The 21,590-nt window shown below is 72.3% G+C and carries 17 protein-coding genes; 5 read left to right on the plus strand and 12 right to left on the minus strand.

The window, feature by feature from the left end:
• Positions 1-17 precede the first annotated feature (17 nt).
• The 3 genes from O7611_RS13480 to O7611_RS13490 are packed head-to-tail and all read left to right on the plus strand — an operon-like array spanning position 18 to position 3,846.
• Positions 18-1,013: an ABC transporter ATP-binding protein gene (locus O7611_RS13480; RefSeq protein WP_269698095.1), complete on the plus strand. Its 996-nt coding sequence runs from the start codon at positions 18-20 to the stop codon at positions 1,011-1,013.
• Positions 1,010-2,047: an ABC transporter ATP-binding protein gene (locus O7611_RS13485; RefSeq protein ID WP_269696948.1), complete on the plus strand. Its 1,038-nt coding sequence runs from the start codon at positions 1,010-1,012 to the stop codon at positions 2,045-2,047. The genes O7611_RS13480 and O7611_RS13485 overlap by 4 nt, the downstream gene beginning before the upstream one ends.
• An 11-nt stretch (positions 2,048-2,058) precedes the next feature.
• Complete coding sequence (locus O7611_RS13490) at positions 2,059-3,846, plus strand: gamma-glutamyltransferase family protein (protein ID WP_269696949.1); 1,788 nt, start codon at positions 2,059-2,061, stop codon at positions 3,844-3,846.
• Positions 3,847-3,890: 44 nt separating this feature from the next.
• On the opposite strand, the gene O7611_RS13495 is transcribed toward O7611_RS13490, so the two are convergent.
• Together O7611_RS13495 and sthA are read right to left on the minus strand one after the other, a co-directional pair.
• Entirely contained in the window at positions 3,891-4,970 is a 1,080-nt protein-coding gene (locus O7611_RS13495) for an IS110 family transposase (protein ID WP_194802082.1), read from the minus strand.
• A gap of 391 nt (positions 4,971-5,361) precedes the next feature.
• On the minus strand, positions 5,362-6,765 hold the full coding sequence (sthA, locus tag O7611_RS13500) for a Si-specific NAD(P)(+) transhydrogenase (protein WP_194802489.1): 1,404 nt from the start codon (positions 6,763-6,765) through the stop codon (positions 5,362-5,364).
• A gap of 82 nt (positions 6,766-6,847) precedes the next feature.
• On the opposite strand from sthA, the gene O7611_RS13505 reads away from it, so the two are divergent.
• Positions 6,848-8,326, plus strand: coding sequence for a M1 family metallopeptidase (locus tag O7611_RS13505; RefSeq protein WP_269696950.1), 1,479 nt, complete (start codon positions 6,848-6,850; stop codon positions 8,324-8,326).
• A 45-nt stretch (positions 8,327-8,371) separates the two neighbouring features.
• Here O7611_RS13505 and O7611_RS13510 read toward each other — a convergent pair whose 3' ends face one another.
• Positions 8,372-9,733, minus strand: coding sequence for a glycosyl hydrolase family 18 protein (locus O7611_RS13510; protein ID WP_269696951.1), 1,362 nt, complete (start codon positions 9,731-9,733; stop codon positions 8,372-8,374).
• 142 nt (positions 9,734-9,875) lie between these two features.
• Between O7611_RS13510 and O7611_RS13515 the strand changes: the two genes are divergently transcribed.
• Positions 9,876-11,120 (plus strand): ROK family transcriptional regulator, encoded by a 1,245-nt coding sequence (locus O7611_RS13515; protein WP_269696952.1) that lies wholly within the window; start codon positions 9,876-9,878, stop codon positions 11,118-11,120.
• Positions 11,121-11,145: 25 nt separating this feature from the next.
• On the opposite strand, the gene O7611_RS13520 is transcribed toward O7611_RS13515, so the two are convergent.
• The 9 genes from O7611_RS13520 to O7611_RS13560 form a co-directional block, all read right to left on the minus strand.
• On the minus strand, positions 11,146-12,558 hold the full coding sequence (locus tag O7611_RS13520; RefSeq protein ID WP_194802493.1) for a GH1 family beta-glucosidase: 1,413 nt from the start codon (positions 12,556-12,558) through the stop codon (positions 11,146-11,148).
• A gap of 39 nt (positions 12,559-12,597) precedes the next feature.
• A complete protein-coding gene (locus O7611_RS13525) occupies positions 12,598-13,605 on the minus strand; it encodes an ABC transporter ATP-binding protein (protein WP_194802494.1) in 1,008 nt (335 codons plus the stop codon).
• A complete protein-coding gene (locus tag O7611_RS13530; protein WP_194802495.1) occupies positions 13,602-14,648 on the minus strand; it encodes an ABC transporter permease in 1,047 nt (348 codons plus the stop codon). Before O7611_RS13530 ends, O7611_RS13525 begins: the two co-directional genes overlap by 4 nt.
• Positions 14,649-14,651: 3 nt before the next feature.
• Entirely contained in the window at positions 14,652-15,629 is a 978-nt protein-coding gene (locus O7611_RS13535; RefSeq protein ID WP_269696953.1) for an ABC transporter permease, read from the minus strand.
• Entirely contained in the window at positions 15,626-16,714 is a 1,089-nt protein-coding gene (locus O7611_RS13540; protein WP_269696954.1) for an ABC transporter ATP-binding protein, read from the minus strand. The genes O7611_RS13535 and O7611_RS13540 overlap by 4 nt, the downstream gene beginning before the upstream one ends.
• Positions 16,715-16,801: 87 nt before the next feature.
• Positions 16,802-18,478: an ABC transporter substrate-binding protein gene (locus O7611_RS13545; RefSeq protein ID WP_269696955.1), complete on the minus strand. Its 1,677-nt coding sequence runs from the start codon at positions 18,476-18,478 to the stop codon at positions 16,802-16,804.
• Positions 18,479-18,595: 117 nt separating this feature from the next.
• Positions 18,596-19,597 carry a LacI family DNA-binding transcriptional regulator gene (locus tag O7611_RS13550; RefSeq protein WP_194802499.1) on the minus strand — a complete coding sequence of 334 codons (1,002 nt, stop codon included), beginning with the start codon at positions 19,595-19,597 and terminating at the stop codon, positions 18,596-18,598.
• 228 nt (positions 19,598-19,825) lie between these two features.
• Positions 19,826-20,548 (minus strand): FkbM family methyltransferase, encoded by a 723-nt coding sequence (locus tag O7611_RS13555; protein ID WP_269698098.1) that lies wholly within the window; start codon positions 20,546-20,548, stop codon positions 19,826-19,828.
• Between the two features lie 650 nt (positions 20,549-21,198).
• On the minus strand, positions 21,199-21,579 hold the full coding sequence (locus O7611_RS13560) for a YccF domain-containing protein (protein WP_175438877.1): 381 nt from the start codon (positions 21,577-21,579) through the stop codon (positions 21,199-21,201).
• Between the last annotated feature and the right edge of the window lie 11 nt (positions 21,580-21,590).

Genomic DNA, 21,590 nt, shown 5'->3' on the forward strand with positions numbered 1-21,590 from the left:
GCGAGGGCCACGAGCGAATGCCCAGCCAGCGCAGCACGACCCTTTCGACAGTACTGTCCGTTGAGGACCTCACCGTGACCGTCGGCACCCGACGCGGCCCGGTCCGTGCCGTCGCCGGGGTGTCCTGGCAGGTGCGGCAGGGGGAGACGTTCGCACTGGTCGGCGAGTCCGGAAGCGGCAAGAGCATGACCCTGCTCGCCGCCACCGGCCTCGCGCCGCGCGCCGCCACGGTCACCGGCCGGGTGCGGCTGCTCGACACGGAACTGACCGCGCTGCCCGACGACCGCCGTCGCAAGGTCCGCGGCCGGCACGTCGGGTTCGTCTTCCAGGATCCGATGACCTCGCTCAACCCGGTGCTGCCGGTGGGGCGGCAGGTCACCGAGGCGGCCGAGGAGCACCTCGGCCTGACCCGGCGCGCCGCCCGCGACCGGGCGGTGGAGCTGCTGGAACTGGTGGGTATCCCGTCGGCCGCCCAGCGGGTCGACGCGTACCCGCACCAGTTCTCCGGCGGCATGCGCCAGCGTGTCGCCATCGCGATGGCGCTCGCCTGCGAGCCGGACCTGCTGATCGCCGACGAGCCGACCACAGCGCTCGACGTCACCACGCAGGCGCAGATCATCGAACTGGTCGCCGACCTGCAGGCACGGCTGGGCACCGCAGTCGTCTGGGTCACCCACGACCTGGGCGTGGTCGCCGGTATCGCGGACACAGTCGCAGTCATGTACGGCGGACGGATCGTCGAGCAGGGCCCCGTCGACGCGGTGTTCGACACGCCCACCCATCCGTACACCCGGGCGCTGCTGGCGGCCCGGCCGGACCCGTCCCGCCGCGGCGAGGACCTGGCGGCCATTCCCGGGTCGCCGCCGAGCCCGCTGGACCTGCCGGCCGGCTGCGCGTTCTGGCCGCGCTGCCCGGTCCGCGCGGACCCCCGCTGCGAGCACGAACTGCCGCCGCTGACGCCGGTCGGCGACGGGCACACGGTCCGCACCTTCTACCGTGGAGAGGCCGGATGAGCGCCGACACCCCGGACGTGGTCGCCGAACTGGACGACCTGAAGGTGCACTTCCCGACCCCGGCCGGCACGGTCCGCGCGGTGGACGGCGTCAGCCTCGCCGTACGCCGGGGCGAGACGCTCGGGCTCGTCGGGGAGTCGGGCAGCGGCAAGTCCACAGCCGGTCTGGCGCTGCTGCGGCTCGTCGATCCGACCGGCGGACGGGTCCGGGTGGCGGGCGAGGACGTGACCCGCTGGTCGCGCCGCCGCCTGCGCGCGACGCGCCGCCGCGTGGCGATGGTCTTCCAGGATCCGCAGGCGTCCCTCGACCCACGCCGGACGGTCGGTGACAGCATCGCCGAGCCGCTGGTCGTGCACCGGCTCGCCGCGTCCGCCGCCGCCCGGCGGGCCCGGGTCGCGGAGCTGCTGGACCTGGTCGGCCTGCGCGCCGACACCGCCGGCCGCTATCCGCACGAGCTGTCCGGCGGCCAGCGCCAGCGCGTCGGCGTGGCCCGGGCGCTGGCCGGGGAGCCGGACCTGCTCGTCCTGGACGAGCCGATCGCCTCGCTGGACCTGAGCGTGCAGGCGCAGATCATGAACCTGCTCCGGCACCTGCAACGCGACCTCGGGCTGACCTACCTGTTCATCGCGCACGACCTGGCCGCCGTCGAGCACATGAGCGACCGGATCGCGGTGATGTACCTGGGCCGCATCGTCGAGACCGGCCCACCGGAGCGGATCTACCGGCACCCGGCCCACCCCTACACGGCGGCGCTGCTGTCGGCGGTGCCGGTGGCCGATCCGCGCGTCGAGCGGGAGCGCCGCCGGATCGTGCTCACCGGCGACATCCCCAGCCCGGTCGACCCGCCGAGTGGTTGCCGCTTCCGTACCCGATGTCCCCAGGCCCGACCCGCGTGCGCCGAGACCGATCCGACGCTCGCCGAGGTCGGCCCGGGCCACCACGCGGCGTGCCTGTTCCCGCTCGACGCCGAGCGCGACGGCGGCCCGGGGGAGGAGGGCGCGACGACCCGCGCGGACGCCGCCGGCACCGCGTAGGCTCACCGCCGATGACGTTCACCACCCGGCCGACGCTGCGCGGCACGTTCGGCATGGTCTCGTCCACGCACTGGCTGGCCAGCCAGTCCGCGATGGGTGTGCTGGAACGCGGCGGCAACGCCTTCGACGCCGCTGTCGCCGCCGGGTTCGTGCTGCACGTCGTGGAGCCGCACCTCAACGGCCCGGCCGGGGAGGTGCCCGCGATCCTCGCCACCGCGACCGACCCCACCCCGCGGGTGCTCTGCGGCCAGGGCCCCGCGCCGGCGGCCGCCACTGTGGCGCACTTCCGGTCGCTCGGCCTTGACCTCGTGCCGGGCGCCGGCCCGCTCGCCGCCGTCGTGCCGGGCGCCGTCGACGCCTGGCTGTTGCTGCTGCGCGACCACGGCACCCGCACGCTCGCCGAGGTGCTGGAACCGGCGATCGGCTACGCCGCCGCCGGCCACCCGCTGGTCGGCGCCGCGGGGCAGACCGTCGCGCGGGTCCGGTCGCTGTTCACCGACCACTGGCCGACCTCCGCGCGCCTCTGGCTCCGCGACGGCCGCCCGCCCACGCCGGGGGAGATGGTCACCAACCCGGCGTACGCGGACACGCTGCGCCGCCTCGTCGACGCCGGACGGGCCGCCGGTACGGACCGCCAGGCGCAGATCGAGGCGGCCCGGCGCGCCTGGCGGGAGGGCTTCGTCGCCGAGGCGATCGACGCGTTCAGCCGGCTGCCGTTCCGTGACTCCAGCGGCCGCGCGCACGCCGGGCTGGTCACCGGCGACGACCTGGCCGGATGGTCGGCCACCTGGGAGGAACCGGTCACGCTGGACTGGCACGGGCACACGATCGCCAAGACCGGCTTCTGGGGCCAGGGCCCGGTGCTGCTCCAGACGCTCTCGATCCTGGACGCGCTCGACGACCCGGCCGTCTACGATCCGTCCAGCCTGGACGGCATCCACGCGCAGGCCGAGGCGCTGAAGCTCGCGTTCGCCGACCGGGAGGCGTGGTACGGCGACACCGACGTGCAGGGCTCCGCGCTGCTGTCGGCCGGCTACGCCCGTTCGCGGGCCGCGCTGGTCGGTGACCGCGCCGACACGTCGCTGCGCCCCGGCAGCCCGGCGGGTGAGTCACCCCGGCTGCCGTCGCACCTGCGCGACCACGCCGTCGGGCGGGCCGTCCCGCAGGACCCGAGCACCGGCGAACCCACGGTACGGGCCGACGGAGTGACCCGCGGCGACACCTGCCACGTCGACGTGGTGGACCGGTGGGGCAACATCATCTCCGCCACGCCCAGCGGCGGCTGGCTGCAGAGCTCGCCCACCATTCCGGAGCTGGGCTTCCCGCTCGGCAGCCGGTTGCAGATGTGCTGGCTGGAGGAGGGGCTCACCTCGACGCTGCGGCCGGGGCGGCGCCCGCGTACCACGCTCAGCCCGACTCTCGTGCTCCGCGACGGCGAGCCGGTGATGGCCTGCGGCACGCCCGGCGGTGACCAGCAGGATCAGTGGCAGCTGCTGTTCCTGCTGCGGCACCTGGCCGGCGGCCAGGAGTTGCAGGAGGCCATCGACGCCCCGACGTGGCACACCACGAGCTTTCCGGCGTCGTTCTATCCGCGCGAGGTCGAGCCGGGCGTGCTGGTGCTGGAGGACCGCATCGACCCGGATGTGCTGTCCGGCCTGCGCGCCCGCGGCCACACCGTCCGCCTGTCCGACCCGTGGAGCCTGGGCCGCATGTGCGCGGTGACCCGCGACCCGCGTACCGGGGTCCTGTCCGCCGCGGCCAATCCCCGAGGCGCCCAGGGCTACGCCACAGGCCGCTGACCCCCGCCCCGCCCCCTCTCCCCGTCGATCTGTGAGTGGGGTTGTCAAGTGGTGCGGTGGTGGTTGGTGATGGTGCGGTAGATCTGTCGGGCGATGTAGCGCTTGAGGCAGCGGGTGATTTCTTTGGTGGTGCGGCCTTCGGTGCGGCGGCGGGTGATGTAGTCGCGGGTTTCGGGGTGGATGCGGCGGCGGGTGAGGGCGATGGTGTGTAGGGCGCTGTTGAGGGTTCTGTCGCCGCCGCGGTTGAGGCGGTGTCGGTTGGTGCGGCCGCTGGCCACGGGGATGGGGGCGGTGCCGGCGAGGGTGGCGTAGGCGGCTTCTGATCGGACGCGGCCGGGGTGGGACCAGGCGGTGAGGGCGATCGCGGCGGTGACGGGTCCGATGCCGGGTTGGTCGAGCAGGGGTGGGCACAGTTCGGTGACGAGGGTGCGTAGGCGTTGGTGGTTGTCGGCGAGGGTGGCGTCGAGGGTCTGGATGTGCCGGGCGAGGGTGGTCAGTTCGCGGCGGCGGGTGTGTTCCTCGCAGGGCAGGTCGGTGTGCTCGGGTAGGTCGAGGGCGGCCAGGCGGGCGATCTGGGTGGTGGTGGATAGTCCGCGTAGCGCCTCGCGCAGGGTGTCGTCGGCGGTCAGGATCAACGCTTTGACCAGGTTGACTGCTGCGGTGCGGGCATCGGTGTGGTGTCGGCGGCAGATCAGCAGCAGACGCAGTGCCTCGCGTGGTCCGTCGCTTCGGGGCACGGCGATGCGCTCAGCGGGCAGGGCAAGCACCGTATGGGCGGCGGCGACCGCATCCAGGTGGTCGGACTTGCCGCCCCGACGACGGGACGCGGCGGGGGGTTTGGGTGCCTCGCAGACCGCTTCACCGGCAGCGTCCAGCACCCGGCACAGCCCTTGCCCGTGCGATCGGGTGCCTTCCACCGCCCACAACCGGCGCCCCTGCGGTGGGGTGTGCGCGACGGCGAAGGTCAGCAACCGGGCCAACCCGTCCGGGTCGGTGGGCACGGTGACCTGCGCCAACACGGCGCCGAGACGGTCGACCACGGCGGCGGTGTGCGTGTCGGTGTGGGTGTCGACCCCTACCACCACGTCGTAGCGATCCGCGACTCGCTCTACGATCCTTGTCATCTCGGATTGTTGCTCCTTTGCCAGCGACGACCGGGACAGTCGGCGTCGGCTCGGGAAGCAGTCACCTCGGCGGCAGATCTGTGATGGGCCACGTGTGCTCGCACGGGCAGGCTTCTGATCAGGCCAGCAGGGTGGGCCGGGCCGGCGCCGACGATCACCCGGGGACAGGTCTTGCACAAGGCACACCCACACCACGGGCAGCCGGATCAACGGAGAGTCACCCGAGTGATCACCAACGCCGAACCCTAACGGCAACCAGCCGAACCGATCACCACACACATAGAAGCGTCTTGCACTTGCTGCCCAGGCATAGCCGGCATAACGGGCGCGAACTGGGCTCAAAGTGCAAGATCAACGAAGGTGGGGCGGGACGGGCGGGGCGGGGGCGGGATCAGGTGTCGATGCGGGTGATGTTGCGGATCTTGTTGGCGGCGTCGAGGGCGGCCACCTTGTACGCCTCCGCAAGCGTCGGGTAGTTGAAGACGGCGTCGAGCAGGTAGTCGACGGTGCCGCCGCAGCCCATCACGGCCTGCCCGATGTGGACGATCTCGGTGGCGCCGGTGCCGAACACGTGCACCCCGAGCAGCCGCCCGTCCTCGGGTGAGACCAGCAGCTTCAGCATCCCGTACGAGTCACCGACGATCTGGCCCCGGGCCAGCTCCCGGTAGCGGGCGATGCCCACCTCGAACGGGACGGACGCCTCCGTCAGCTCCTCCTCGGTCTTCCCGACGAAGCTGATCTCCGGGATGGTGTAGATGCCGATCGGCTGCAGGTCCGACATGCCGCGCGCCGGTTCCCCGCAGGCGTGCTGGGCGGCCAGCCGGCCCTGTTCCATCGAAGTGGAGGCCAGCGCGGGGAAGCCGATCACGTCGCCGACGGCGTAGATGTTCTCGACGGTGGTGCGGTAGTCGGCGTCGACGGTGATCCGGCCCCGGTGGTCGGCGGTGAGCCCGGCCGCCTCCAGCGCGAGGTCGTCGGTCTGCCCCTGCCGGCCGGCGGAGTACATCACCGTGTCGGCGGCGATCTTCTTGCCGCTGCGCAGGACGCAGAGTGCGGCGCTGCGGTGCTTCTCCACGGCGGCCACCTCCTCGCCGAAGCGGAAGGTCACCGACAGGTCCCGCAGGTGGTACTTCAGGGATTCGACGATCTCCTCGTCGCAGAAGTCGAGCATCCGCGGGCGGCGCTCGACCACTGTCACCTTGGTGCCGAGCGCGGCGAACAGGGACGCGTACTCCATGCCGATCACCCCGGCGCCGACGACGACCATGCTGCGCGGGACGGCCTGGAGGTTGATGACGCCGTCGGAGTCGACGATCGTGCGGTCGTCGAAGTCGACGCTGTCCGGGCGGGCCGGGCGGGTGCCGGCGGCGATGACCGCCTTGTCGAAGCTGACCCGGGTCTCCCGGCCAGAACCGGCGTCGACCCAGACGGAGTGGGCGTCGGCGAACCGGCCGGTGCCGGTGATCAGCGAGACCTTGTTGCGGGCCAGCTGGTTGCGGATGACGTCGGTCTGCCGGGTGATCACGTGCTGGGTGCGGGCGGCCAGGTCGGCGACGGTGATGTCCTCCTTGACCCGGTAGCTGCTGCCGTAGAGGTCGCGCTGGCTCAGCCCGGTCAGGTAGAGGACCGCCTCGCGCAACGTCTTGGACGGCACGGTGCCGGTGTTTATGCACACCCCGCCGAGCATGTCGCGGCGGTCCACGATCGCGACGCGGCGGCCCAGCTTCGCCGCGGCGATCGCCGCCTTCTGTCCACTCGGGCCGGAGCCCAGCACCAGCAGGTCGTAGTCATACACGAGCGCCAGCCTCGCAGGGTCTCGCAACCTGTGCCAGCCGAGACGCCCCCACGAAGATCGAAAACTGCCGTAGGGTGCGCTGATGCGCCGCCCCGTAACCCTGATCATGGTCCTCGGACCGCTGCTCGTCGCCGGGTGCACCACCGCTCCCGCCGCCCCGGCCGCGACCCCCTCCGCCTCCACTCCGCCGAGCCCGGCCGCGCCCGCCGTCGACTACGCCGCCTGGCAGGCGGGGCGGTCGACGCCGGTGGCCGACCCGGTCTATCCGGCCCGGGGCACCGATGCGCTGGACGTCCTGCACTACGACCTCGCGCTGGAGTGGGCGCCGTCGACCACCACCCTCACCGGCACCGCCACGCTGCGGATCCGGCCGGTGAAGGACGCGCCGAACCTGGTTCTCGACTTCATGCCCTACCAGCTCGACAGCGTCACGATGAATGGCGCGACGGTTCCGGGCGTGGTGGCGAAGGAGAAGCTGACCGTGTCCGCCCCGGTGGTGGCGGACGAGCCGGTGACCCTGGTGGTCACCTACCACGGCCGGCCGAAGACGACCCCGATGCCGTCGCGCCGCAAGGACACCGAGGCCCTGGGTCTCACCGTCACCAAGGAGGGCGGCCTCTGGACCATGCAGGAGCCGTTCGGGGCGTTCACCTGGTATCCGGCGAACGACCAGCCGTCGGACGAGGCCCTCTACGACATCAAGGTGACAGTGCCGGCAGGCTGGTCCGCAATCGCCGGCGGCACGCCCGCCGGTCAGTCCGGCACCACGTTCAGCTACCGGAGCACCGACCCGGTCGCGACCTACCTGACCACGCTCGCGGTGGGGAAGTACCAGAAGCTGACCGCGGCGGGGCCGCGCGGCGTGCCGCTGGCCTACTGGTACCGCAAGGGCGCGGACGACAAGCTGCTGCCGTACCTGAAGAAGTCCCCGCAGTACCTGACCTGGCTGGAGAAGAAGTTCGGCCCGTACCCGTTCCCCTCCGGCGGCGTCGTGGTGGTGGACTCGGCGTCGGGCATGGAGACCCAGCAGATGATCACGATGGGCCGGAAGATCGAGAACACCGCGGCCCGCCGGGACCGCTGGGGCAGCGACCTGCTGCACGAGTACGCCCACCAGTGGTTCGGCAACTCGGTCACGCCCACCACCTGGACGGACCTGTGGCTCAACGAGGGCTGGGCGACGTACATCCAGGACCTGTACACCAAGGAGACGCTGAAGCTCAGCGAGGCCAGCCTGGACCGGTACCTGCGCGAGGGTGACGCCGCGCTGCGCAAGAAGCTGGGCCCGCCCGGCCGGCCCGACCCGAAGCGGTTCGCCGAGGGGAACGTCTACCTGTGCCCGGCGGCGATGCTGCGCGAGATCCACCGGACGGTCGGCGACAAGGCGTTCTTCGCGCTGGCCCGCGCCTGGGTCCAGGAGCAGCGCAACACGCCGCAGGACCGGGCCTCGTTCATCGCCTTCGTCAACAAGGAGACCGGCCGGGACTTCACCGCGCTGATCAACGCCTGGCTGGACTCCCCGACCACCCCGAAGAAGATCACCCCGAAGAAGATCGGCTGACCCGCCGCGGGGCCCCGCCCGTCCGGCGGGGCCCCACGCCGCGTCTCAGCGGCCCTGCAACGAGCGGACGTTGTCGGCGAACGTCCAGCCCTTCGAGCCGTCCCAGTTGACCGACCAGGTCATCAGGCCCTTCAGGCGGCCCTGGTAGGTGTTCCACGCCTGGGCCACCAGCGCCGGGCTCATGTAGCCGCCACCGGCGCCGACCTGCGCGGGCAGCCCGGGGACCTGCCGGTCCAGCGGTACGCGGACGGTGGTGCCGTGGATGACCAGGCCGGCGTCGAGGCAGTTGGTCTGCGCGACGAAACCGGCAACGGTGCCGGCCGGGTACGAGTCACCGGCGCAGCCGTACATCGAGCCGTTGTAGTACTGCATGTTCAGCCACCACAGCCGCCCGTTGTCGGCGTACTTCTTGACGATCGGCAGGTACGCGCCCCAGATCGAGCCGTAGGTGACGCTGCCTCCGGTGACGTACGCGGTCTCCGGCGCCATGGTGAGCCCGAAGCCGGCCGGCATCTGGGCCAGCACCCCGTCGATGATCCGGATCAGGTTGGCCTGCGAGGGGGAGAGCTGGTTGATGTTCCCGCTGCCGGTCAGGCCGGTCTCGATGTCGATGTCGATGCCGTCGAAGTTGTGCCGCTTGAGGATCGGCACCACTGTGGCGACGAACCGGTCGGCGACCGCGCTGGAGCTGAGGTCGATGCCGGCGGTGGCGCCGCCGATGGACAGCAGCACGGTGAGCCCGGCGGCCTTGGCCTGGCACACCTGCGCGGGGGTGGGCACCTTGACGCCGGCGTCCATGCCGTCCTCCCAGAGCACTGTGCCGTCGGCGCGGATGACCGGGAACGCGGCGGTCACCACGTTGTAGCCGTGGCCGGTGATCCGGGAGTCGGTGATCGGGATCCAGCCGAGGCCGGGGTGCACGCCGTTCGCGGCGCCGTCCCAGTTCTCCCAGTAGCCCTGGAGCACCTTGCCGGTCGGCCGGGACCGCAGCGCGCAGGTGTCACCACCGGGCGTCGTCGGACTCGGGGACGCAGTCGGCGTGGGGGAGACCGTCGGGGAGGCGGAGGCGGACGGGGAGGGCGACGGCGGCCGGGTGGTGGGGCTCGGCGACGGCGTGCCGCCGGTGCAGGCGCCGAGGTCGGTCCAGAGTGCCGGTACGGCAGCCGGGGTCCAGCCCGCGCCGGTCGGCGGGGTGTGCGTGACGAGCGCCTGGTAGAGCCGGCCGCCGTAGGTCACCCGGCTGCCGGCGGTCCAGGTGACGCCCTCGGCCCAGGCCGGCGCGTCACAGGCGACGAGCGCGCCGACGGTGCCGGTCGGTGTGGCGGCGGTGGCGGGCAGGGCGGCGGCGGTGGCGGCGAGCAGCGCGACGCCACCGAGCAGAGCGGTCATCCCACGTCCGAGTCGCATGACATACCTCCTCATCGATGCGCCGGAGGTTATCAGTTAACTTTGTTAAGTGTAAATGCGGCGTACCCTGTCACCACCCCGCTCAGGGCGTGACGCAGGAACGAAAGCCGCTCGCGGGCGGCCGGGAAGGACGGCGGCGGACGTGGACGCCAGACGCACCACGGTGCGCGACATGCGCCGGGCCAACAGGTCGGTCCTGCTGACCCGGATCTGGCTGGACGGCCCGCTCAGCCGGCACGAGCTGGGCCAGTCCACCGCACTGAGCCTGGCCAGCGTCAGCAACCTGGTCGGCGAGATGATCAACGAGGGCCTGGTCGAGGAGGCCGGCTCGGTCGAGTCCGACGGCGGCCGTCCCCGCGTGCTGCTGCGCGTCGCGCCCGGCTACGGCTACCTGGTCGGCGCCGACGTCGGCGAGACCCGCGTCCAGGTGGAGCTGTTCGACCTGAGCATGACCGCGCTGGCCAAGGCCGAGTACCCGATCGCCGCCGCCGACCCCGACCCCGAGCGGGTCGCCGCGCACCTGCGGCACGGCCTCGCCGCCGTCACCGAGCAGGCGGGCGTCGACCCGGCCGCGGTGCTCGGCTTCGGCGTCGCCGTCGCCGGAACGGTCGAGCGCGCCGCCGACGCCGTGGTGCACGCCCAGACGCTCGGCTGGGACGGCGTGCCGCTCGGCGCGATGCTGCGCGCCGGCACCGACGTACCGGTGCACGTGGACAACGGCGCGAAGACGCTCGGCCAGGCCGAGATGTGGTTCGGCGCCGGCCGCGGCGTCCGGCACGCGGTGGTCGCCCTGGTCGGCTCCGGCGTCGGCGCGAGCGTGGTCGCCGACGGCGTCGGCTACCGCGGCGCGCACAGCAGCGCCGGGGAGTGGGGCCACACCACCATCGTGTACGGGGGCCGCCGCTGCCGCTGCGGCAACCTCGGCTGCCTGGAGGCGTACGTGGGGGCGGAGGCGGTGCTGGACCGGTTCCGCCACGCCAACCGGGGCCGCCCGGCACCGGGCGCGGACGAGGAGACCGCCTTCGGTGAGCTGCTGCGCTCCACCGGCAGCACCGCCGCGAAGGTGATCGACGAGACGGTCGGCTACCTGGGCGCCGGGGTGGCGAACCTGGTCAACCTGTTCAACCCGGAGCGGGTGGTGCTCGGCGGCTGGGCCGGGCTGGCTCTGGGCGAACGGCACCTGCCCGCGATCCGCGCGGCCACCGCGCGGCACGCGCTGCGGCAGCCGTACGCGCAGACCTCGATCGAGCTGTGCCGGCTCGGACCGGACGCGGTCGCGATGGGCGCGGCCACCCTGCCGATGACCCGGCTGCTGCGCGACGGCGGCGTGCCCCGCGACCCGGCCGCCCGCCCGGGCCCGGCGTGGGGGCCGGGCCGCCGTCACTGACCGGGCCCGGCCCCACGCGGCGGCGTCAGCGCCGCCCGCGGACCCGCCGCACGGTGTCCCGGTACCACAGCGCGCTGCGCTTGGGGGTGCGGCGCTGCGTGTCGTAGTCGACCCGGACGATGCCGAACCGCTTGTCGTAGCCGTACGCCCACTCGAAGTTGTCCAGCAGCGACCAGGCGAAGTAGCCGCGCACGTCGGCGCCGGCCACCCGGGCCCGGGCCACCGCCCGCAGGTGCTCGGTGAGGAAGCCGACCCGGTCGTCGTCGTTCACGAATCCGTCGGCGTCCGGCTCGTCGTCGAACGCGGCGCCGTTCTCGGTGATCACCATCGGGGTGCCCGGGTAGTCGCGGTGCAGCCGCACCAGCAGGTCGGTGAAGGACTCCGGCACGATCTCCCAGTCCATCGCGGTACGCGGCAGGTCGCGGCGGACCACCCGGCGCACCGGCCTGCCGTCGTCGTCGCGGTCCCGGCCCTGCTCGTCCACGCCGGAGTGCAGCTGCCCGAAGTAGTAGTTGACCCCGAGCACGTCGATCGGGGTGGCGATGACGTCCAGGTCGCCCTCCTCGACGGGGATGCGTACCCCCTCGGCGGCCAGGTCCGCGATCACGTCCTGCGGGTACTCCCCGCGCAGCACCGGGTCGAGGTAGAGCCGGTTGGCCAGCCCGTCGGCGGCCCGCGCCGCGTCCCGGTCCGCCGCGCTGTCGGTGGCCGGGTCGGCGGTGGACAGGTTCAGCGTCAGGCCCAGCTCGATCGGGGACCGGGCCGCCTCGCGCAGCCGCCGCGTGGCCAGCCCGTGCCCGAGCAGCAGGTGGTGCGCCGCGGCGATGCCGTCGCCAAGGTTCCGCCGGCCCGGGGCGTGGTCGCCGTAGGCGTACCCGAGCATCGCCGAGCACCACGGCTCGTTGAGCGTGGTCCAGGTGCGGACCCGGTCGCCGAGCGCGGCGAAGACCAGCTCCGCGTAGTCGGCGAACCGGTACGCGGTGTCCCGGTTCGGCCAGCCGCCCGCGTCCTCGAGCTCCTGCGGCAGGTCCCAGTGGTAGAGCGTCACCCACGGCTCGACGCCCCGGCCGAGCAGCTCGTCCACCAGCCGGTCGTAGAAGGCCAGCCCGGCCACGTTCGCCGGACCGCGCCCGCCCGGCTGCACCCGCGGCCAGGCCACCGAGAACCGGTACGTGTCCAGTCCCAGGTCCGCGATGAGCGCGACGTCCTGCGGCATCCGGTGGTAGTGGTCGCACGCCACGTCGCCGTTGTCGCCGTTCGCCACCGCGCCCGGCACCCGGCAGAACGTGTCCCAGATGGACGGGGTGCGGCCGTCGGAGGCCACCGCGCCCTCGATCTGGTACGACGACGTCGCCACCCCCCACCGGAAGGTCGGCGGCAGCGTGTCGATCGGGTCCGCGCCGGCGACCGGCGACGGGCGGGTGAGATCGGTGTCCATGGTTCTCCTCGCGGGTAGCGGGTGGTGGTGTCGGGCGGGTCAGCGGGACAGGGGCGCGACGGCCGGGTGCAGCCGGCACGCGACGGCCCGCGCCGGGTCGTCGACGCGCGGGGCGCCGAGCACCGGCACCTGCTCGTCGCACCCGTCGAACGCCTTCGGGCAGCGGGGATGGAACGCGCAGCCGGACGGCATGGCGCGCAGGTCCGGCGGGGAGCCGGGGATGCCGGTCAGTTCGCGGCGCGGTCCGTGCAGCGCCGGGAACGAGTGCAGCAACCCCTCGGTGTACGGGTGCAGCGGTTCGGCGTACAGCCGGGCGGCGGGCGCCTCCTCGACGATCCGGCCGCCGTACATGATCGCGATCCGGTCGGAGAACTCGACAAGCAGCGACAGGTCGTGGGTGATGAACAGGACCGCGAAGCCGAGGCGTTCGCGCAGCTCGGCGAGCTGGCCGAGGATCTGCCGCTGCATCACCACGTCCAGCGCGGTGGTCGGCTCGTCCATGATGACCACCTGCGGTTCCAGCGCCAGCGCCATCGCGATCATGACCCGTTGCCGCATGCCGCCGGAGAGCTGGTGCGGGTAGCTGTCCAGCCGGTCGGCGGAGATGCCGACCAGGCGCAGCAGATCCTTCGCGCGGGCCAGCCGTCCCGCCGCCGTGCTCTTCGGCTCGTGTGCCCGGATCACGTCGAGCAGCTGGGTGGAGACCTTGTGGACCGGGTTGAGCGAGTTCATCGCGCCCTGGAACACGATCGACGTCTCGGCCCAGCGGAACTCGCGCAGCTTCGCCGGGCTGAGCGTGAGCACGTCGACCGGCGGGCCGTCGGCGGGGTGGTAGATCACCTGGCCGCCGCTGACCACGCCGGGCGGGGGCAGCAGCCGGGTCAGCCCGTACGCGAGCGTGGACTTGCCGCTGCCGCTCTCCCCGGCCAGGCCGAGCACCTCGCCGCGGTGCAGCGTCAGGTCGACGTCGCGGACCGCGCGGACCGCGTCCGCACCGACGCCGTAGTCGACGCACAGCCCGCGGATCTCCAGCACCTGGTCGCTCATGCGCTCGCGTCCTCTCCGATGGGGTCCGCCGTCCGCTGCATCGGGACCGGCGCCGGGTTCGGTGCGAGCACCGGGGTGAATCCGACGCGCATCGCGACGGTGCGGCCGTCGGCGGTACGGATCCGGGTCCGGCCGCCGGTGCGCAGCCGCGGGCTGACGAACTCGTCGATGCCGAAGTTGATCAGCGCGAGCGCGGTGCCGAGCAGCGCGATGGCCAGCCCGGCCGGGACGAACCACCACCAGGCGCCCTGCGCCAGGGCCTGCTGTCCCTGCGCCCAGAACAGGATCGTGCCCCAGTTCCACGACGACACCGACGAGACACCGATGAACGCCAGGGTGATCTCCGACATCACCGCGAAGATGACGGTGCCGACGAAGCCGGAGGCGATGATCGCGGTCAGGTTGGGCAGGATCTCGAAGCCGATGATCCGCCAGGTCCGCTCGCCGGTGGCCCGTGCCGCCTCGACGTAGTCGCGGCGGCGCAGCGACAGCGTCTGGGCGCGCAGCACCCGGGCGCCCCACGCCCACGACGTGAGGCCGATGATGAGCGCCACGAGCGTGTCGCTGGCCTGGTCGACCAGGGACGTGACGATGATGATCAGCGGCAGCGCCGGGATCACCAGGAACACGTTCGACACCGCCGACAGGCCCTCGTCGGCTGCGCCGCCCAGGTAGCCGGCGGTCACGCCGATGAGGACGGACAGGATCGTGGCGAGCACGCCGGCGGTCAGGCCCACCACCATCACGCTGCGCGCGCCGACCAGGATCTGGCTGAAGATGTCCTGCCCGAGGTGGGTGGTGCCGAACCAGTGCCGGGCCGAGGGCGCCTGGAGCACGTCGGCGCTGCGCGCGTCCGGGTCGTACGGCGCGATCCACGGCCCGATCACCGCCAGGAGCACGTAAACCCCGAGGACGGCGAGGCCGGTCGCGGCCTTGGCGTTTGCGACGAAGCGGAACCGGCGGCGGCGGGCCCGGGCCGACGGCTGCGCCATCGCTCCCTGGCCGGGGATGACCTGCTCGATGCTGGACGGGGAGAGTGTCATCGCTCAGCTCTTTCGGGTCCGCGGGTCGAGAAGCAGGTACGCCACGTCGGCGAGCAGGTTCGCCACCAGCACGGAGATCGTGATGATCAGGAAGATGCCCTGCATCAGCGGGTAGTCCTTCGATCCCACCGCCTGGAAGAGCTGGAACCCCAGCCCCGGGTACGAGAAGACGATCTCCACGAGCAGCGTGCCGCCGACGATGAAACCCAGCGACAGCGCGAACCCGGACACGTTGGGCAGCAGCGCGTTGCGGGCGGCGTAGCTCAGCGCCACCCGGCGTTCGGACAGCCCCTTGGCGTGCGCCACGGTGATGTAGTCCTCGCTGGCGACGGTCACCATCATGTTGCGCATGCTGAGGATCCAGCCGCTCATCGACGACACCAGGATGGTCGCCGCGGGCAGGATGCTGTGCTGGATCGCGCTCGGCACGAAGTACGCGTCGAACGCCGGCACCAGGCCCGGCTCGTAGCCGCCGGAGGAGGGGAAGAAGCTGCCCGGCCCGGCGAACAGGGCGATCGCGACCAGGCCCAGCCAGAAGTACGGGATCGAGGACAGGAACGTGGTGGCCGGCAGCAGCCCGTCGATCCACGAGCCGCGCCGCCAGCCGGCGCCGACGCCGAGCGCGGTGCCGAGCAGGAAGCTGACGATCGTGGTGACGCCGACCAGGCCGACGGTCCACGGCAGGCTGCTCCCGATCACCTCCGACACCGGGGCGGGGAAGAACGTGAACGACAGGCCCAGGTCGCCGCGCAGGAGCTGTCCCCAGTAGGCGACGTACTGCTCCCACAGCGAACGGTCGGAGTCCAGCCCGAACAGCACCCGCAGCGACGCGATCGCGTCGGCGCTGATCCGCCCCTGGTTGCGAGAGATCAGCGACTGCACCGGGTCGCCCGGCACCATCCGCGGGATGAAGAAGTTGAGCGTGATCGCCGCCCAGGCGGTGAACAGGTAGAAGGCCACCCGTTGCAGCAGGAACCTCATCGGGCCGCCTCCGTTCCGGCCTTTTGCGTCGCGACGGTCTCGGCGTCGAACAGCCAGCACGCGGCCCAGTGGCCGGGCGCGTCGTCAACCGGGATCGGCGGCGGCAGGTCGGTGGCGCAGCGCGGCATGGCCGCCGGGCAGCGCGGGTGGAACCGGCACCCGGCCGGCGGGCGGATCAGGCTGGGCGGCTCGCCGTGCCCCCGCTCGCCCGCCGCCGCGCCGTCGCCGCCCGCGCCGGTGATCCGCTCCGGGTCCGGCGCCGACTCGATCAGCAACCGGGTGTACGGGTGGGCCGGGCGCTGGGTGACCGTCTCGCTGTCGCCGCCCTCGACCATCCGCCCGGCGTACATGACGATCGTCTCGTCGGCGAAGTAGCGGGCCGAGGCGATGTCGTGGGTGATGTAGAGGATCGCCAGGTCGAGCCGGCCCTTGAGGTCCTGGAGCAGGTTGAGCACGCCGAGGCGGATCGACACGTCGAGCATCGACACCGGCTCGTCGGCGAGCAGCACCTCGGGGTCGGCGCCGAGCGCCCGCGCGATCGCGACGCGCTGGCGCTGCCCGCCGGACAGTTCGTGCGGGAACGCGTCCAGGTAGCGCTCCGGCGGGGTGAGCGCGACCCGGGTCAGCAGGTCGGCGAGCGCCTTCTCCAGCCCGTCCGGCCCGGTCCCGGCGTTGCCGTGGATGCGCAGCGACCGGGTCAGGTGGTAGCGGACCGTGTGCACCGGGTTCAGCGAGGCGAACGGGTCCTGCAGGATCAGCTGCACCCGGCGCACGTACGCCCGGAACCGGCGCCCGCCGCGTACCCGGATCGATTCGCCGTGCAGCCGGATGTCGCCGGCGGTGCGCGGGTAGAGCTGGGCCAGCAGCCGGGCCACTGTGGACTTGCCCGAGCCGGACTCGCCGACGAGCGCTGTCACCCGGCCACGCCGCAGCGCGATCGATACGTCGTCGACGGCGTGCACCACCGCCGGGGTGCGGGAGAGGAGGTCACGCAACCGCCGGCGGACGGGGAAGTGCTTGGTCAGGCCGACGGCCTCCAGCACCACCTCGTCGGCCGGCGCCGGTGCGCTCTCGGTCAACGTCATGCCGCATTCCTGTCTGGGGTTGCCGGTAGCGAGGGGCGAGTGCCGCCGGCCCGGCCGGGCGATCGTGGCCGGGCCGGCGGCACCGGGTCAGCCGTTGGCCGGCTCGAGGTGCAGCACCACGTCCACCGCGTTGGGCTGGGTGGGCTGGAGCGCGCCGTACGGGTTCGAGTCGTCCGGCCAGCCGGTCCAGTTCTTCGTGCTGTACGCGCCGCCGATGTTGTCCGCGCCGACCGGGATCATCGGCATCTGCTCGACGAAGATCTTCTGCAGGGTGGCCAGCGCGGTGGTGCGGGTGGCGTCGTCGGTGGCGTTGGCGTACGACACCAGCGCGTCGGTGGCCTCCTTGCTCTGGAACCGGCCGAAGTTACCCGCCGGGGAGGCGGTGCCGATCGGCTTGAGCACGCGGCCGTCCATGACGGTCCGGTAGATGTCGTACGGCGTGGCGCCGCTCTCGGTCCACCGGAACGTGGCCTCGAAGTTGCCCTGCTCGACGTTGCGGAACCAGGCGTCCTGGTTGGCCTTGTCGACGGTGGCCGCGATGCCGATCTTCGCCAGGTTCCCCTTCACGATCTCCAGGCTGGTCTGGTAGTCGGACCAGCCGGCCGGGTCGGTGAGGCGGATCGTCACCGGCTTGCCGCTGCGGTCCTTCAGCGTGGTGCCGTCCAGCTTGTAGCCGGCGCCGGTGAGCAGCGCCTTGGCGCCCTCGACGTCGACCTTGTGCTCCTGGCCCTTGTACTCGGGCGCGATGAACGAGTCACCGGCGGGGCTGGGCAGGCCGGTCACGCTCTTGACCTCGGGGTGGAAGTAGCCGGCCTCGGCGGTGGTGAAGATGTCCGCCCGGTCGATGACCATGTTCATCGCCTTACGCAGCGTCGGGTCGTCGAACGGCTTCTTCGTGGTGTTCAGGTAGAGGCCGTGGATGCCCAGCACCGGCGGCGCCCACATCTTGTGGTTCTTCTGGTCCTTCGCCACGAACACGGTCTGGTAGTTCGGGATGAAGACGAAGCTCCACTCCGACTCGCCGTTGGCGAGCGCGGTGGTCTGCGCGCTGTTGTCGGTGTACGACGTGTACCGCAGCTCCTTGACCTTCGGCGCGTCCTGCCAGTAGCCGCTGTCGCGTACCGCGAGCGTCATGCTCGCCGGGGTGAACGACTTCAGCGTGTACGGGCCGCTGCCGACGGGCTGCTTCACCGGGTCGGTGGCCGGGTCGGCGATCTTCTCCCACAGGTGCTTCGGCACGATCGGCACCCGCCACAGCACCTTCTGCTGGTTGACGAACTGCGGGCTGGCCATCGAGATGGTGACCTCGTTGCCGCTGGCCACGGCGTCGGTGTACGGCACGCCCTGGTCGTTGAGGGCCGGGAACTTCTTCACCAGGTTGTAGGTGAACGCGACGTCCTCGGCGGTGACCTTCTGCCCGTCGGACCAGGTGGCGTTCTCCCGGACGGTCACCTTGACCGTCTTGTAGTCCGACGACCACTCGGCCTTGGTGGCCAGCCACGGCTTGAACGGCTCGGCCGGCTTGACCGGGTTCCACATCATCAGCGGCTCGTAGATCTGCCACCGGTAGCCCAGCGACGCGGCGGCCGAGGTGGTGAGGAACGGGTTGTTGTTCTCCGCCTGCGGGCCGTTGGGCATGCCGACGTTCAGCACTGTCGCGGCCTGGCCGCTCTTCTTGTTCGCGTTCGGGCTGTCGCCGCAGGCGGCGGCGCCGGTGACCATCGCGCCGGCCAGCGCGAGGGCGAGGAGTTGCCGTCTTCTCATGGAGGTCTCCCTCGGTGGTCCCGCAGTCCTCGGGCGGGATGTGGTGGATGGAGGGTGTGCGGTGGTGCCACCGGCGGGCGGGTCCGCCGGCGTGGTCGCCGGTACGGCGGGGTGGGGTCAGGTGACGCGGGTCGAGTCGCGGGCGGTGAAGCCGGTCGGGATGACGGTCGGGGTGTCCGGCAGCGGGGTGCCGGTGAGGTGGCCGATGAGCAGGCGGGCCGCTGCCGTACCCATCTCCCGCAGCGGCTGGCGCACGGAGCTCAGCGGAGGGTGGGTGTGCCCGGCCAGCGGAAGGTCGTCGAAGCCGACCACCGCCACGTCCTGCGGGACGCGCCGCCCGGCGTCGCGCAGCGCCTGCAACGCCCCGGCCGCCGACAGGTCGTTGTGGGCGAAGACGGCGTCGAACGGTACGCCGTCGGCGAGCAGCCGCCGCACCGCCGCGCGCCCGCACTCGAAGGTGAAGTCGCCCTCCACCACCCGGTCCGGGTCGACCGGTACGCCCGCGTCGGCATAGGCGCCGGCGAACCCGGCGAGCCGTTCCCGGGTGCAGCCGAACCGGCGCAGGCCGGTGACGACGAGCGGCCGTCGCCGGCCGAGTGCCAGCAGGTGCGTGGCGGCGGCCCGTGCGCCCGCCTCGTTCGTGGTCCGCACCGACGGGAAGCCGGGCTGGTGGCCCCGGTCGTCGATGAGGATCACCGGCAGGCCGCGCCGGTGCAGCTCGGTGATGTAGTCGAGCGTCCCCTCGGGTTCGACCACGAGCAGGCCGTCGAACGACTTGGCCGAGACCTGGGAGGCGAACCGGCGCATCGACTCGTCGCCGTGGGTGCAGGTGAACAGCAGCATGCCGTAGCCGGCGGCCTCGACCACGTCGGCCGCGCCCTGGAGCACCTCGCCCATCCAGGGCCAGGTCAGCGCCGGGACCAGCATCCCGACCACCCGGGTACGGCCCCGGGCCAGCCCGACCGCGCGGGCGCTCGGCACGTATCCGAGGTCGCTGATCACGGCGCGGACACGGTCGGCGGTGCGCATGTGCACCTCGCCCTTGCCGTTCAGCACCCGGGAGACCGTCGTCTTGCTCACCCCGGCGCGGGTGGCGACGTCGGCGATGGTGATCGGCACGTGACGCTCCCGGGTCGCAGGGATGAGCGGGGTGTTTCGGAACCGGTTGCGGAAGCGGTTCCGTGGCAGTCAACCCAAGTGGCGCGGCTCACGTCAATCACAGATGAGTAACGATGCACTGCTAAGTTCGAGCCTTGAAAAAAGTGCCCGGGCTGCTACTCCGCCGATCACGGCGATGAGCAGGGTCGATGCCTTGTTTCCTCGTCTAGGACTGTCCGAAATGGACGCTCAGGGACGGGCGTACACGTCCCCTGAGTTGGCCTCGTCCGGCAGCGTGCGCAGGTACGCGGCCACAGCGGCGGCCTGACGCCAGCCGGGTAGCGCGAATTCCATCTCGTCACCGATCGCCACGGTGAACCGGGTGAAGCCGAGCGCGGTGAGCCGGTCCAGGCAGCGCGCCGCCGCCACCCGCGCGATGGTGGTGAACTCGAACGACAACGCGGGGACCGGCCGGCTCAGCCCGGCCAGCACGGCGTCCTCGAAGCCCTCCACGTCGATCTTCACGAACGCCGGTACGCCGTACGCGGCCACGAGCGCGTCCAGCGTGGTGCCGGGCACCTCGATCTGCGCGTCCCAGGTCTCGCCCGCCCAGCCGGGCGCCCCGTCGGCGGCGCGGACGAACCCGGGGGAGGCGGTGGAGACCGTCGGGTTGGCCGAGTTCACGTGCAGTCGCACCGGCCCGGCGGTACGCCCGCACGCCGCCTCCACCACTGTCACGCCGTCGTCGCCCGCGTACATCTCGCGCAGCACCCGGGCGCACAGCGGCTGCGGCTCGACCGCCACCACGCGCGCACCGAGGCGGCGGAAGCTGCCCAGCCGGTCGCCCACGTGCGCGCCCACGTCGAAGACCAGGTCGCCGGCGCGGACCAGCGGGGCGTAGAACGCGTCGAGGGCGGCCTCGCGTGCCGGGTCGCCGTGGTAGAAGTCCAGCGACCGGCGCAGACCGGACATCGCCGGGTCCGCCTTGAGCGCCTCGATCACTCCGTCTCGCACCCCCTCGACGCTAGCCAGCGCCGCGCTGGTGCGAGCCGCATTCGCATCCTTCCCGCCGCCGACGTTGCGAGATCACCCCACCCTCCTAGGATGCTCCAGAGGTGGTGAGGCCGCTCGCACGGTTAGCAACGCCGATCGCCCGCCGCGAACGGGGAGCTGGCCGCTGCGGTGAGGTGCCGGTCTCGCGGCGGCTGGGCCCTCGTCGCGGTCGGGGGGCCCGCGAGATCTTGGTACGAAACGGCCCTCAGAGGGGCCACTTCGTACCGAGATCTCGATGCCGTCCCGCATCGCAGGACACGGATCCTGGTTGCCGAGATGCTCGCGAGTGGTCCTCGGCCGCGAACGTCACGTCGCCGCGCGACTGTGGTGTGAGTGGAACGCCGTGGGTGTCAAACAGGGCGGGAGACACCCATGGCGTTCCAGTGGCCGGCGAATTCCCCGTGGCTGGGAAGGGTGGACGGCCGGGGCAGGGGATCGGCGGGCCGATCCGTCAGCCGCGCCGACTGGCGGCGACACCGCCGCCTGCCTGCAACTGGCGGTCGGCCCTTCGGCCGTGCCGGCCTATGCTGGTCAGTCGGCACGGTGAGGCGGGCGGCCCGACGGTGCGGTTACGGCGTTTCGACGACCTCCTGGCCGAGTGGCCACAGCGCCGCCGGGACCAGCTTGAAGTTCGCCACCCCGAAGGGGATGCCGATGATCGTCACGCAGAGCGCGATGCCGGCGAGGATGTGCGACAGGGCCAGCCACCAGCCGGCCAGCACCAGCCAGAGCACGTTCGCCAGTCCGGAGGGGAGCCCGGCACCCGGCTTCGACACGAGGGTGCGGCCGAACGGCCACAGCGAGTACGAGGCGAGCCGCAGCGAGGCGACGCCGAACGGGATGGTGACGACGAGGACGAAGCAGATCAGGGCGGCGATGCCGTAGCCGAGGGCCAGGACGAAGCCGCCGCCGAAGACGAGCCACAGGAGGTTCAGCAGAAAGCGGATCACCACTCCATGGT

The sequence above is a fragment of the Micromonospora sp. WMMC273 genome (assembly GCF_027460285.1).
Classification (GTDB): Bacteria; Actinomycetota; Actinomycetes; order Mycobacteriales; family Micromonosporaceae; genus Micromonospora; species Micromonospora aurantiaca.

Bases quoted from the DNA above. Each gene is read 5' to 3' on its own strand.
- O7611_RS13480 (WP_269698095.1), top strand. From the start codon at position 18: ATGCCCAGCCAGCGCAGCACGACCCTTTCGACAGTACTGTCCGTTGAG.
- O7611_RS13485 (WP_269696948.1), top strand. From the start codon at position 1,010: ATGAGCGCCGACACCCCGGACGTGGTCGCCGAACTGGACGACCTGAAG.
- O7611_RS13490 (WP_269696949.1), top strand. From the start codon at position 2,059: ATGACGTTCACCACCCGGCCGACGCTGCGCGGCACGTTCGGCATGGTC.
- O7611_RS13495 (WP_194802082.1), bottom strand. From the start codon at position 4,970: ATGACAAGGATCGTAGAGCGAGTCGCGGATCGCTACGACGTGGTGGTA.
- O7611_RS13505 (WP_269696950.1), top strand. From the start codon at position 6,848: ATGCGCCGCCCCGTAACCCTGATCATGGTCCTCGGACCGCTGCTCGTC.
- O7611_RS13510 (WP_269696951.1), bottom strand. From the start codon at position 9,733: ATGCGACTCGGACGTGGGATGACCGCTCTGCTCGGTGGCGTCGCGCTG.
- O7611_RS13520 (WP_194802493.1), bottom strand. From the start codon at position 12,558: ATGGACACCGATCTCACCCGCCCGTCGCCGGTCGCCGGCGCGGACCCG.
- O7611_RS13525 (WP_194802494.1), bottom strand. From the start codon at position 13,605: ATGAGCGACCAGGTGCTGGAGATCCGCGGGCTGTGCGTCGACTACGGC.
- O7611_RS13530 (WP_194802495.1), bottom strand. From the start codon at position 14,648: ATGACACTCTCCCCGTCCAGCATCGAGCAGGTCATCCCCGGCCAGGGA.
- O7611_RS13535 (WP_269696953.1), bottom strand. From the start codon at position 15,629: ATGAGGTTCCTGCTGCAACGGGTGGCCTTCTACCTGTTCACCGCCTGG.
- O7611_RS13540 (WP_269696954.1), bottom strand. From the start codon at position 16,714: ATGACGTTGACCGAGAGCGCACCGGCGCCGGCCGACGAGGTGGTGCTG.
- O7611_RS13545 (WP_269696955.1), bottom strand. From the start codon at position 18,478: ATGAGAAGACGGCAACTCCTCGCCCTCGCGCTGGCCGGCGCGATGGTC.
- O7611_RS13555 (WP_269698098.1), bottom strand. From the start codon at position 20,548: ATGTCCGGTCTGCGCCGGTCGCTGGACTTCTACCACGGCGACCCGGCA.